The organism is Kribbella sp. NPDC050241, assembly GCF_044459685.1.
In the GTDB taxonomy this organism is placed as follows: domain Bacteria; phylum Actinomycetota; class Actinomycetes; order Propionibacteriales; family Kribbellaceae; genus Kribbella.
On the sequence record NZ_JBITJE010000004.1, the window covers coordinates 397097 to 409535 of the forward strand.

General features: G+C 69.3%; 14 protein-coding genes. 11 read left to right on the top strand and 3 right to left on the bottom strand.

From position 1 onward, the window contains the following. Nucleotides 1-34 precede the first annotated feature (34 nt). From ACIBG5_RS22095 to ACIBG5_RS22115, 5 genes are all read left to right on the top strand, one after another. A complete protein-coding gene (locus ACIBG5_RS22095) occupies nt 35-1039 on the top strand; it encodes a DUF2278 family protein (RefSeq protein ID WP_396393355.1) in 1005 nt (334 codons plus the stop codon). Nucleotides 1040-1174: 135 nt separating this feature from the next. After that, nucleotides 1175-2077, top strand: a complete 903-nt coding sequence (locus ACIBG5_RS22100; RefSeq protein WP_396393356.1) for a TIGR03619 family F420-dependent LLM class oxidoreductase — start codon at nt 1175-1177, stop codon at nt 2075-2077. Nucleotides 2078-2153: 76 nt separating this feature from the next. Further along, nucleotides 2154-2840 (top strand): hypothetical protein, encoded by a 687-nt coding sequence (locus tag ACIBG5_RS22105; RefSeq protein WP_396393357.1) that lies wholly within the window; start codon nt 2154-2156, stop codon nt 2838-2840. An 8-nt stretch (nt 2841-2848) separates the two neighbouring features. Further along, complete coding sequence (locus tag ACIBG5_RS22110) at nt 2849-3397, top strand: DUF6529 family protein (RefSeq protein ID WP_396393358.1); 549 nt, start codon at nt 2849-2851, stop codon at nt 3395-3397. A 12-nt stretch (nt 3398-3409) separates the two neighbouring features. After that, the gene (locus ACIBG5_RS22115; protein ID WP_396393359.1) at nt 3410-3808 is read left to right on the top strand and encodes a Rieske (2Fe-2S) protein; all 399 of its coding nucleotides are present in this window, start codon (nt 3410-3412) and stop codon (nt 3806-3808) included. Here ACIBG5_RS22115 and ACIBG5_RS22120 read toward each other — a convergent pair. After that, nucleotides 3805-4629, bottom strand: coding sequence for an IclR family transcriptional regulator C-terminal domain-containing protein (locus tag ACIBG5_RS22120; protein WP_396393360.1), 825 nt, complete (start codon nt 4627-4629; stop codon nt 3805-3807). The genes ACIBG5_RS22115 and ACIBG5_RS22120 overlap by 4 nt on opposite strands. Before the next feature lie 63 nt (nt 4630-4692). Further along, on the bottom strand, nt 4693-6174 hold the full coding sequence (locus ACIBG5_RS22125; protein ID WP_396393361.1) for an amidohydrolase family protein: 1482 nt from the start codon (nt 6172-6174) through the stop codon (nt 4693-4695). Between the two features lie 192 nt (nt 6175-6366). On the opposite strand from ACIBG5_RS22125, the gene ACIBG5_RS22130 reads away from it, so the two are divergent. The 6 genes from ACIBG5_RS22130 to ACIBG5_RS22155 all read left to right on the top strand — a co-directional run bounded on the left by ACIBG5_RS22130 (nt 6367) and on the right by ACIBG5_RS22155 (nt 11879). Beyond that, on the top strand, nt 6367-7503 hold the full coding sequence (locus ACIBG5_RS22130; RefSeq protein WP_396393362.1) for a CaiB/BaiF CoA transferase family protein: 1137 nt from the start codon (nt 6367-6369) through the stop codon (nt 7501-7503). Beyond that, the gene (locus tag ACIBG5_RS22135; RefSeq protein WP_396393363.1) at nt 7500-8276 is read left to right on the top strand and encodes a citryl-CoA lyase; all 777 of its coding nucleotides are present in this window, start codon (nt 7500-7502) and stop codon (nt 8274-8276) included. Before ACIBG5_RS22130 ends, ACIBG5_RS22135 begins: the two co-directional genes overlap by 4 nt. A 27-nt stretch (nt 8277-8303) precedes the next feature. Continuing rightward, on the top strand, nt 8304-9167 hold the full coding sequence (locus ACIBG5_RS22140; protein ID WP_396393364.1) for a hypothetical protein: 864 nt from the start codon (nt 8304-8306) through the stop codon (nt 9165-9167). 76 nt (nt 9168-9243) lie between these two features. Next, a complete protein-coding gene (locus tag ACIBG5_RS22145) occupies nt 9244-9603 on the top strand; it encodes a hypothetical protein (RefSeq protein WP_396393365.1) in 360 nt (119 codons plus the stop codon). A 17-nt stretch (nt 9604-9620) separates the two neighbouring features. Then, nucleotides 9621-10592 (top strand): zinc-binding alcohol dehydrogenase family protein, encoded by a 972-nt coding sequence (locus ACIBG5_RS22150; RefSeq protein WP_396393366.1) that lies wholly within the window; start codon nt 9621-9623, stop codon nt 10590-10592. A gap of 153 nt (nt 10593-10745) precedes the next feature. Then, nucleotides 10746-11879, top strand: a complete 1134-nt coding sequence (locus ACIBG5_RS22155; RefSeq protein WP_396393367.1) for an MFS transporter — start codon at nt 10746-10748, stop codon at nt 11877-11879. Here ACIBG5_RS22155 and ACIBG5_RS22160 read toward each other — a convergent pair. Further along, nucleotides 11848-12429: a TetR/AcrR family transcriptional regulator gene (locus tag ACIBG5_RS22160; protein WP_396393368.1), complete on the bottom strand. Its 582-nt coding sequence runs from the start codon at nt 12427-12429 to the stop codon at nt 11848-11850. The genes ACIBG5_RS22155 and ACIBG5_RS22160 overlap by 32 nt on opposite strands. Nucleotides 12430-12439 lie beyond the last annotated feature (10 nt).

The window sequence follows — 12439 nt, forward strand, 5'->3', positions numbered from 1 at the left end:
CTAGGTAGTGGGGAATGTGATGGAGGGGGTAGCCATGCCGTTGAAGTCGTACGGCGTACTGGTCGGCCGGGCGGTCGGCGTACGCCGGGAAGGTGATTCGGACACGCCGCACTACCAGATCCGGCTGGTGGACGACGCCAGGGTGGACTACCGGATCGCGGTGAATGTGAAGTCGAAGGAGTTCCCGTCGGAGTTGCTCTACCGGGTCGACGAGGACTTCCGGCATCCGGTCACCGCACAGTTGACCGGACTGACCCGGGGCTGGCATCGGCTCGACACGGGTGCGGCCGGGGTGAACCTGGACTACGTACGGCAGACGTTGTTCGATCGCACCCTGCTGCGGCCGTTGCCGGCCGAGGTCGAGGGGCCGGGCAACGATCTGGCCGACCTGCTGGACGATCAGGTGCAGCGGGCGATCCGCGAGCCGGCCGCGGTCGTGTACGCGTTCGGCGAGCGCTGGGGTCCGGAGGACGGCGTACCGGACAAGGTCTTCGGCTTCCGGCCGGGCAACGGCGTACATGACATCCACATGAACCAGGGCAACGTCGGTGCCTTCCGCAAGGACGACGGGGTCTGGCAGGACGGCGCGATCATCATCGGGCTTCCGGACCAGCAACGCTGGGTCGGCATCTTCCTGGCGTTCCAGAGCCAGTCGTGGCACACCGACGACAAGACCGGTCACACTCTCGTCGACGCGCCGGTCGCGGAGTTCGGCGCCGAGGCGGTCCAGATCGTCGCTGCGTTGATCAACCCGGTCGGCCCTGCGCCTGAAGCCGAGACGGTCACCCTGCTGAACGCATCGCCGGACGCGGTCGACCTGACCGGCTGGCATCTCGTCGATCGCGCACTCCACGTCGGCCCGGTCCCGGCGGGTGTGCTGGCACCCGGTGCCTCGCTCCTCGTCCACCTCCCGTCCACTGTCCAGCTGGGCAACAAGGGTGGTGAGATCACCCTGCTGGACAGCGCCGGCCTCAAGGTCCACGGCGTCGCGTACACCGCGGCCCAGGCCCAGCGCTCCGGCTGGAGCGTCGTCTTCTGAGCCTGACAGCTCTGGGCCTGAAGCCCTGGGCCTGACAGCTCTGACCCTGAAAGCCCTGGGCCTGAAAGCGATCTGAAAGCGCGAGCGGCTTAGCTGGGCGACGGCATTGTGCGGTGACGAGGGTTGGGAGTCGGGATGAAGCTGGGCGTGCAACTTCGTACGTCAGGAGCGGAAGCGAGTCCGGAGTCCATCGGTGCGTTCGCCGAGGAGGCCGAGCGGATCGGACTGGCTTCGGTGTGGTCGTTCGAGCGGCTGATGGATCCGGTCGACGGAGCCGTGCCGATCGGTGGCGGAGATCCGGTGCCGTTGCCGGAGGGGTATGGCTCCGTGTACGACCCGATCGAGACGCTGGCGTACGTCGCCGCCCGGACCAGCACCATCACCCTCGGGACGAGCGTGCTGGACGCCTTGCTGCACAGCCCGGTCGTGCTCGCGCGCCGGCTGGCGACCGTCGACCGTTTGAGTGGCGGACGGCTGCTCGCCGGCATCGGGGTCGGCTGGATGGTGGCCGAGTTCGAGTCGACGGGCGTGCCCACGACGCAGCGTGGTGCGCGGATGGAGGATCACATCACCGCGATGCGGGCTGTCTGGGGCCCGGATCCGGTCGAGCACGACGGCAGGTTCTACCGGGTCGGGCCGCCGTCGCGGATGGGGCCGAAGCCCGTCGGCCCGGACGGAGTGGCCTTGCTGGCCGGGTCGATGTTACCGCCCGCGATCGAGCGCGCGGCCCGGCTCGGTGTCGGGCTGAACCCGATCATGATGACGTGGGAGATCCTCGAGGGCTCGATCACCCTGTTCCGGGAAACCGCCGAGAAGGCCGGCCACGATGCACAGTCGTTGCCCGTCGTCGTCCGGGTGAACGGCCCGGTGACGCCGTCCCCGCTGGACGAGCGGCAGCCGCTCACCGGGAGTGTCGAGCAGGTCCGCGACGATCTCGAGCACGCCCGCGCGGCCGGCGCCGACCATGTGCTCTGGGCGATGGACACCGACCCCGACGAGCAACTCGCGATGATGGCGGCACTTCAGCGCTCTGTGTGAGCGAGGCGCCCAGCCGTTGACCTGGCCCGTCCCGGCGGCGATTCTCGACACATAGTGCCTCCGGGGTGGGGGAGAGATGGGGCAACGCAGTCCATTGGTGACGCTCGCGGCCGCGGCCGTCGGGCTCGTGGCGCTGCTTGTCGTGAACAGCACGCAGACCACGTCCACCGGCCCAGCGTCGTCCGAGGCCGCCGTGACGAGCGCGCCGGTCACTCCGCCCAACACCGGCCGGCCGGCGGCCAGCTCGCCACCGGCCAGTCCACAACCGACCGCCACGCAGCAGGCGGCCCCCACTCCGTCCCAGCAGGTCGCCGTCGTGTACGCCGGTCGTACGGCGAACCGCGAAGCGAGTCTCGCTATCGCGGTGAAGGGCGGCCGGGCCGCGGCGTACGTCTGCGACGGCCGTCGCGTCGAGGCATGGCTGACCGGCACGCGAACCGGCGACGCGCTCGCGCTGCGCTCCCGAGCCGGTGACCGTTTGGTCGGAAGCGTGGGCAGCGGCCAAGTCACCGGCACGGTTACAGTGCAAGGCCGCACGCTGCGCTTCACCATCTCCAAGGCCGACCCACCGGCCGGCCTGTACCGGGCGAAGACCTCCGGCAACACCATCGGCTGGATCGTGCTCGCCGACGGCAGCCAGGTCGGCATCGACAACGACGGCACACCCGCTCCCGCCCCACCACTCGATCCGTCCACCGGTACGTCGACCGTCGGCGGAACCGCGGTGACGGCGACGTCTGTCACCGGCGACGAGACGTTCTGAGGAGGGCCATGTCGACCGCAACGATCGGCGCGACGAGCAGGGTCGCGATCCCGCTGTCGATCGGCGCGGCGGTCGCCGTCGTCCTCGGTCTGTACGCGCGGCTGCACGAGCCGACCGGCGTCGCCGTCAACCTGGCCGGGTTCTCCAGCACGCAGTCGGTCAAGGCGTGGCTGGCATCGCTCGCGTTCGTCCTCGCCTTGGTGCAACTGGTCTCCGCCCTGGCGCTGTTCGGGCATCTCGGATCGCTCGCGGGCCGGAGCTGGATCGGACCGTTGCATCGGTGGTCGGGCCGTGCCGCCGTCGCGGCCACGCTTCCTGTGGTCGCACATTGCCTGTACGCGTTGGGATTCCAGTACGACCAGCCACGCGTGCTGATCCACTCGCTGCTCGGCTGCTTCTTCTACGGCGCGTTCGTCGCCAAGATGCTGACCCTGACCCGGACCGATACGCCCCGCTGGCTGCTGCCGGCGGTGGGCGGGGCCGTCTTCGCCGGCCTGGTCGGGCTGTGGCTGACCTCGTCGCTGTGGTTCTTCACCACGTTCGGCATCATTCGCTGAAGGGACCTGCCCGTGGACGATCCAAGTCGCCGTACCGTCCTGGCCGCGGCCGCATTCGCCGCCGTCACCGGATGCAGCACGTACGGCGAGTCCGACAGCCCGCCGGCGAGTACGCCGCAGGCCGGCGCCGCGCTCGCGAAGACCAGCCAGATCCCGGTGGGTGGCGGAGTCATCTTCGGGGACAGCAAGGTGGTCGTCACCCAGCCGACCGCCGGCACGTTCAAGGCGTTCACGTCGGTGTGCACTCACCAGGGCTGTCAGGTGGCGAGTGTTGCCGACGGCACCATCAACTGCGACTGCCACGGCAGCAAGTTCTCGATCAAGGACGGCTCGGTGGTCCACGACCCGGCCACGCAGCCGCTCGCCGCCCGGCAGATCGCCGTCTCGGGTGACTCGATCACGCTGGCCTAGGCCGAAGACTGACTCGACGACTGCGGTACTTCGTGATGTGGCCGCGACTGCCACAGCGCCCACTCGGCGCTGACGTCGCCGGCAGCGCGCAGGAGCAGCGGGAGATGGTCTCGGAGGAGCTTCTCCGCCGTGGTTTCCGCCGCGTGCACGGTCACGTTCATCGCGGCGCGGACGGCGCCCGTTCCGTCGCGGACCGGCGCCGCCACGGAGCGGACCCCGGGCGCCAGCTCCTCATCCGCCAGCGCCCACCCACGCGCGCGGATCTCGGTCAGCTCGTCGCGCAGCTGATCCGCAGTGCGCCCGATGTACGCCGGAAGCCCGGCGCGACTCGGCAGCGCGAGGGTCTTGGCGAGTTCGTCGGGGGAGAGGGCGGCGAGCAGAACCTTGCCCTGTGAGGTCTGGGCCGCCGGGAACCTGGTGCCGATGTCGACCCGCAGGGCGATGATCTTCGGCACCGACACCCGGGCGACGTAGACGATGTCGGAGCCGTCGAGCTGCGCCATCGACGACGACTCGCCGGTCCGCGCCACCAGTTCCTCGAGATGCGGTCTCGCGATGTCCCACAGGCCGAGCGCGCCGACGTACGCCATGCCGAGCGTCAGCACCTTCGGCGTCAGCTGGAAGGAACCCTCGACCGAGCGGACGAAGCCCAGCTCCTCCAGCGTGAGCAGCAGCCGGCGCGCGGTCGGGCGGGCCAGCCCGGCCGCGGTCGCCACCTCGCTGAGCGACATGGTGCGGTGGTTCGCGTCGAAGCAGGCGAGCACGTCCAGCCCGCGAGCCAGCGACTCGACGAAGTCCGGACCCGCGCCGCGTCCTGCCATCAGTTCCTGCCTCCCGGTCGTACGACGTGCCGTTGCGGACGAGAGCCTACGACCCGGCTGCTGTCACTCGCCGGAGCCGGGGTCGCCGAAGATGGTGCCGCGGGCTTCGCGGGTGGACTCCGACTTGTACTCGGTGTACTGGTACGGGTTGTCCAGTACCTCGTCCTTCGGCAGGTCCGGGTTCATCCCCGCGGCCCATGCGTCCTCGCCGAGCGCCGACCGGAGGAAGTCCACGGTTGATTCCACTTCCCGTCGGACGGCGGCCAGGTCGACGCCGACCAACTGGTTCGCGTACTTCACCACCTTGCCGTCGACGATGACCGTGTGGACGTCGCCGCGCTGCGCCTGGAACGCGACCTGGCCGTACGGATGCACCATCGGGAACGACACCGGAGACGCGTCGTTCTTGATCAGTACGACGTCCGCCTTCTTGCCGGGCTCGAGACTGCCGAGATCGTCGCGGCCGAGGGCCTTCGCGCCGCCGCGGGTGGCCCAGTCGACCACGTGCTCGGCGCGCAGATGGCTGTGCGTCACGGTGTCGCCCTTCATGTGGGCTTCGAGGTGCTCACGAGCCCGGTCGGCGCCCAGCGTCGTACGCATCGCACTGAACAGGTCGCCGCTCCACCAGACGCTGGTGTCCATCGACAGTGAGACGGGGATGCCGTACTTGCGGACCTGCCAGGTGGGTGGGTAGCCCTGGCCGGCGCTCTGCTCGGACTCGGTCGAGACCGAGACCGAGCCGCCTGTCGCGGCCATCCGCTGGTACGAGTCCTCGGTCAGGGTCGCGCTGTGCACGTAGATGTTCTGTGGCGTCATGAAGCCGTTCTCGTACATCAGCCGGATGCCGTCGTCGTTCGTCGCCCCCCAGACACCCGCGTGCGTGGTGACGCCGACGCCGAGGTCGCGAGCCACCTCGAACGCCGCCCGCTCGGGGAAGGCCGGGTCGCCGGTGACGTCGAACGCGAGCTGCAGCCCCAGCTCGTCGTCATCCCTGATCCGCTCCAGGAAAGCCCGGACGGCCGGGTCCGCGGACCATTGCCACGGCCCCGCCTGGATGTTGCCATAGGCAAGCACGAAGCGGCCGGGGACCGCCCGCAGAGCGTCCGCGGCGGCCTCGGCGTGATCGACGGACTGCAACCCGTGCGACCAGTCGACGGTCGTCGTGACACCGGCCTCGAGCGACTCCCAGGCCGACGTGAGGTTGCCGGCGTGGATGTCCTCGGGGCGGAAGGTCTTGCCATGCTCGAGGTAGTACCAGACGAAGTACTGCGTCAGCGTCCAGTCGGCGCCGTACGCGCGCATCGCGGTCTGCCACATGTGCCGATGCGTGTCGATCATCCCGGGCATCACGATGCCGCCGGTGGCGTCGATCACCTGCGTGCTCTCGGGTACGTCCTCGACCGACCCTCCGACGGCGGCGATGCGGTCGTCGACGACCAGCACGTCGCCCCTGGTCAGCACCGTGTGGTTGTCGTCCATGGTCAGTACGGTCCCGCCGCGCAGCAGCAGCGGCCGGCCCGCGACCGGCGTCTCGGCAGTGGTCATGATCCCCTCCAGAAAACGGTCGGACAGACGTCCGTATGCCGGTCATCACGGCGATATGGTCACTATCGAAGTGCCTGTCGGCGGTGTCAAGGGCTCGCCGTCCGGTCCTTGACAGTGCCGGTCGGGCGCCCTGAGACTGAGGCGACGAGCTCAATGCGGACAAGTGTCCGCAATGATCGGGGAGGTTGCGTCGTGCCCGCTGGGAAAGGTCCGTTGTCCGGGATTCTGGTGGCCGATTTCTCCCGCATCCTGGCCGGCCCGTACGCGACCATGCTGCTGGCCGACCTCGGTGCCGAGGTGGTCAAGGTCGAGGCGCCGGGCGGTGACGACACCCGGTCCTGGCAACCGCCGGTCCGCGACGGGATCTCGACGTACTACCTGGCGGTCAACCGGAACAAGCGGTCGATCGCGCTCGACCTGAAGGACCCCGGCGATGTGGCCGTCGCCCAGGAGCTCGCGCGGCGGGCCGACGTACTGATCGAGAACTTCAAGCCGGGTGGGCTGGCGCGCTTCGGTCTGGACTACGAGTCGGTCGCAGCGGTCAATCCCCGGCTGGTCTACGCGTCGATCAGCGGATTCGGGAGCGGGCCTCGAGGGGCCGCCCTGCCGGGCTACGACCTGATCGTGCAGGCCATCTCCGGGCTGATGAGTCTGACCGGCGATCCGGACGGCGAACCGTTCCGGGCCGGGATCTCGGTGTTCGATGTGATGGCCGGAATGCACGCGACGATCGGCGTCCTGTCCGCGCTGAACGCACGGCACGAGACCGGGCGCGGCCAGCACGTCGAGGTCAACCTGCTGTCCTCGGCGCTGTCGGGGCTGGTCAACCAGTCGAGCGCGTACGTCGCGGGCGGCGTCGTACCGCTGCGGATGGGGAACAGCCACCCGAGCCTGTTTCCGTACGAGCCGCTGCCCTGTTCCGACGGCGAGCTGATCATCACGGCCGGGAACAACAACCAGTTCCGCCGCCTGACCGAGGTGCTCGGCGTACCGGAGCTGGCCGACGATCCGCGCTTCGACCGCAACGAGAAGCGGACCGCGAACCGGGAGGAACTGCGGCCGCTGCTGGTGGAGCGGTTGCGGACCAGGACCCGGATGGAATGGTTCGGCGACATCATCGCCGCCGGCGTGCCGTGCGGGCCGATCAACACGATCGACGGTGGTGTGGCGTTCGCCGAGGACATCGGGCTGGACCCGGTGGTGACGATCGACTCGATCCCGTCGGTGCGCAACCCGATCACGTTCTCGGAGACCCCGGCGGAGTACCGGCTGCCGCCGCCGTCGTTGGACGAACACGGAGCCGAGCTGCGGAGGTGGCTGAAGGAATGAGCTTCCCAACTTCCCTGGGTACGTCGACGGCCGACGAGATCCGCCTGCTCGGGCAGGACCTCACGGCCGACCTGATGGGCAAGGTCGGCTTCGGCGAGCTGGCCTTCTGGCTGGTCGCGCTGCGCCGTCCGACGCCGTCGGAAACGCGGGTGTTCGAGGCAGTCCTGGTCGCTCTCGCCGACCATGGCTTCACCCCGACCGCGATCGCGGCCCGGCTGACGTACCTCTCCGCGCCGGACTCGCTCCAAGGCGCGCTCGCAGCCGGGCTGCTCGGCGGTGGGTCGCGCTTCCTCGGGGTGACCGAGGACTGCGGGATGTACCTGCACGAGGCGCTGGACGGACGTGAGGTGCCGACCGACGACGCCGGGTGGGACGCGTTGGCGCTGGAGGTGGTCACCGCGACGCGGGCGGCGGGCAAGTACGTTCCCGGCCTCGGGCATCCGGTGCACAAGGTGCAGGACCCGCGAACGCCGGTGCTGATCGGCATTGCCGAGGAGGAAGGCCTCCGCGGGCCACACCTACGACTCTTCGAAGCCATCGGTCGGGTGCACGAGCAGGTCCTCGGCCGTCGGCTGCCGCTGAACGGCGCCGGTGTCTGCGGCGCTGCCCTCGCTGATCTCGGCCTGCCGGTCGAGCTGTTGCGAGGTTTCGCCTTGCTGGCAAGGGCTGCCGGCCTGCTCGGGCAACTCGCCGAGGAACGTCGCCGGCCGATCGGCATGGACGCCTATCTCACCGTGGACCGCAACGCCGTCTACGTCGACCCCAACGACTGACAGTTCCCGGAAGCAGAGGAGCTCTTCATGGCCACCGTCGCCGCGGTCATCGCCTCGACGCACCATCCGTTCTACTACCGGGCCAGCACCTCGACCGGTGCCGACCGGCCGCCGTTCGCCGACGAGTGGGTCGCCAAGATCGAGGCGTTCCGGGAGACCCTGACCAAGGCCCGGCCGGACATCCTGGTGATGGTCGGCAGCGACCACTTCCATCAGCTGTGGCTGGACAACATGCCGCAGTTCCTGGTCGGCAAGGCGCCGTACTTCGATGCGAACTGGTACAACGAGGAGCGCGAGTTCGGGCTGCCGCGGATGACGCTGCCGGGAGAGGAGCGGCTGTCCGCGCATATCCTGCGCAACGGGCTGGACGCCGGCTTTGACCTTGCCTTCAGCAACGAACTGCGGATCGACCACAGCATCACCTGCCCGATCATCACGCTCCGCCCGGACGCCGACCTGCCGATCGTGCCGATCTACACCAACATCTTCGCGCCGCCACTGCCGCGGCCGCAGCGGTTCGTCGAGCTGGGCCGGACGATCCGGCAGCTGGTCGAGTCCTGGCCGGACGACAAGCGGGTGGCGATCATCGGCACCGGTCATCTGTCCCTCGAACTCGGCGGGCCGCGGCAGTTCGGTGCCCACGGCCCCGATCCGGAGTTCGACCGGAAGGCGGTCGAGTGGATCGCGAGTGGCGACATCGAGGGCTGCCTGGCCGAGGTGACGCTGGACAGCCTGCACCTGCCGGGCAACGCGACGCACGGGTTCATGGACTTCATGCTGATGATGGGCGTGGCCGGGGCCGGCGCGAAGGCGGATCACGTCGACTCACTCGACCTGTTCCACACGATGGAGGCCTACTTCACCTGGTATCCGAGCGGAGTACCGGAGTGAAGGAGCGAAGCGAGTTCACCATCAAGTACAGCGCGGCTCGAGCCTCATCCGCGCCCGGAGCGAAGCGAGGACGTGGATGAGCAGGTATCTGCTGGACAAGTTCTTGTTCACTGTCGACCGGGATCCTGAGTTGGTCGAGCGGTATCGCGAGGACGCGGCCGGGACGGTGAGCTGGTGGGAAGCGGAGGTGGCGAACCGCATCCTCAACTGCACGACCGGCGAGAAGTCGACCTGGCAGCAGTTCACCGACGAGGAGCGGACGGCGTTGCGCGAGCACAACCATGTGGCGCTGTTCGAGCTGGGCGCGCATCCGTTCCTCACGCTCACCCTGTTCATCGCGATGTTCGAGCGGGACCATGGACCGCTGGAGTACCAGAAGGCCTACGGTAAGGCGATGGAACACCTCACCCTGCCGTACCCGGACATCGCCACCTGACTTCTGAGGAGACACGCGTGCGAGCAGCCGTCCTGCGCGCCCACGGCGAATCGCCGGCGCATGCCGAACACCCGGACCCCGTGCCGTCCGCGGGCCAGTCCATCGTCCGCGTCACCGCGGCCCCCGTAGTACCGCTGGATCTGCTGTGCGCCTCAGGTACGTCGTACTTCGGTCAGCAGCCGTTGCCGTACGTCCCGGGTGTGCAGGGTGTCGGTGTACTTGAGCAGTCGGAGGTCCTGGCTCCCGGGACCAGAGTGTTCTTCCCGACCTCGGCTGGGATGTCTCCGGGTGACGGCAGTTTCGCCGAGCGGTGCGCCGTACCGGATGCCGATCTGATCGTCCTCGATGCGCCGGTGGCGGATGCGCAGGTCGCGGCGCTCGGTCTGTCGGCGGTCGCGGCATGGATGGTGCTGACATGGCGCGCCCAGTTGCAGCCGGGGGAGAGCGTTCTCGTTCTTGGCGGCGGCGGAGCCGTCGGTCAGGCCGCGATCGGTACGGCGCGCGTCCTCGGCGCCAGTCGGATCGTGGCGGAATGCCGGTCGGAGGAGGCCAGGCAGCGGGCGCTTGCGGCAGGTGCGGACGAGGTCGTGTCGCTGACCGGTGACGTCGGAGAACTCACGAGAGCGTTCTCCGATGCAACTGGTGGCTCGGTTGATGTCGTGGTCGATCCGGTCTTCGGCGTTGCGGCGACCGCCGCGTCGCGGGTGCTGGCCGCTGGTGGGCGGTTGGTGAATCTCGGTGGTGCGTCGGGGGACGAGGCAACGTTCTCGTCGGCAGTGCTGCGGAGCCGGTCGGTGAGTGTCCTTGGCTACACCAACAATTCCCTGACCTCGGAGCAGCGTCGGGACGCGCTCACCGCCGTGCTCCAGCACGCCGCCGTCGGGGAGATCGCCGTCGCCTACGAGAGCGTCCCCCTCGACGAAATCGCCAAGGCCTGGACCCGCCAGTCGACAGGCCAAACCACAGCCCGCCTCGTCCTCACCATCTGACCCCCACCCACCAGCCGCGCCCCCGCCCACCAGCGCCGCCCGCCCTCGGCTGCCCGGCGACTTTGTGCACCAGGTCCGTGCGTGGCGGCGCCCGGCGTACGGATCCGGTGCACCACGTCAGCCGAGATAAGAACGAGCGGTATCATCTGGCGCATGGGTGTTCCGGTGCGGCGGTTGTGGGTGGCGGTGTTGAGCGGGTATCTCGCGTTCGGCGCCACGTTGCAGGCCTTGCCGGCGTACGTGCCGGAGAAGTTCGGCGGCGGTGTGCTGGCGAGTGGGACCGCGGTCGGGATCGCGTTCCTGGCCACGGCGTGCGGCCGCCCGGTCGCGGGGTGGCTGGCCGATGCCGGGTGGTCGCGCCCGGTCGTTGTGGCCGGGGGAGTGCTGACGGCGCTCGGCGGACTTGGGCAACTGCTGGCGCCGAGTCTCGTGGTCCTGATGATCGCGCGACTGGTGATGGGCGCCGGGGAGGCGGCTCTGTTCTCCGCTGCATTGCCGTGGGTCCTGTCGGGGATGCGGATGGCGCAACGCGGGCGCGCGGCCGGGTGGTTCGGCCTGTCGATGTGGGGCGGGTTGGCCGCCGGACCCGTGATCGCGTCGCTGGTCGGGGATCGCGTGTGGTGGCTCGTCGTCGGTCTCGCGGCCGCGTCGGCTCTCCTGGTGCTGACTACGCGCTCGGATCCCGGCCGGATCGAGCCGCTGGTCCACATCCAGCGGTTCCGTGACCTGGTCCCGATCGGTGTCCCGTTGCCCGGAGCAACTGTCGGACTGGCGGCGTACTGCTATGGCACAGTCGCGGCGTTGCTGGTCCTGCGCCTGCGTGCGGACGGGATCGGTGGTGACGGCGTCGCGCTCGCGGTGTTCGCGGCGGCGTTCCTGGTGGTCCGGTTCGCTGGCAGCCCCGCGGTCGATCGGTACGGCGGGCGCGCGGTGGCGGCCGTCACCGTGACGATCGAGGTCGTGGCGTTGGTGGGGCTCGCGCTGGTCGGCGAAGCGATTGGTGCGCTCGTGTTCACCGCGTTGGCCGGATGTGGGATGGCGCTGATCTATCCGGCGTGCGTGTCGATGACGCTGGACCGGGTGCGCGGGTTGCGGCCGGGTGTGTCGATGGGCGTGATGACGTCGTTCTGGGATCTCGGCGTGATGGTGGCCGGACCGCTAGGTGGACTCGTTGCGGAACGACTGGGATTCCCGGTCGCGTTCTACCTGGCCGCGGTGTCCGCCGTGGCCTGCGTCGCCGTCTGCCTGGTGTTCCTCAGGCAGCGTCGAGCAGTGTCTCCACGATGACGCGCGCCTCGGCGCCCAGGCCCGGATCGCGATCGACCGCACTGATGATCGTCGCGCCCTCCAGGACGATGACCAATTGGCGAGCTGTGGTTTCCGGGTCGCGCACGTCGGCCTCGGTGAGCAGCCGCTGGAACAGGCCGCGGTAGAAGGCGAGGTGGTCCTGCGCGAGTCGCCGGGGTGCGCCGTCATGGCCGCGGTCCTCGGTGGCTGCGTTCATCATCGCGCAGCCGCGGAAGCCGGCCTCGGCGTACCAGCTCGCGACCAGATCGAAGACGGCGAGGATCCGCTCCCGGCCGGTGGCGGCCTGTTCGACCGCCTGCTCGTGCCATGCGCGGACCCGCTGAGTGCGGTCGGTCAGAACTGCCTCGACGAGACCGTCCTTGGAGCCGAAGTTCTTGTAGATGGTCAGTTTGGACGCGCCGGCCGCCTCGGCGACCTCGTTGATCCCCGCCGCGTGGATGCCGCGCTGCATGAACACCTCCGAGGCAGCCTTCAGGATCCGCGCCCTGGTCGCCTCGGGGTCCAGCCGCTCTCCGGCCTTCACCGGCATCGAGCACCAC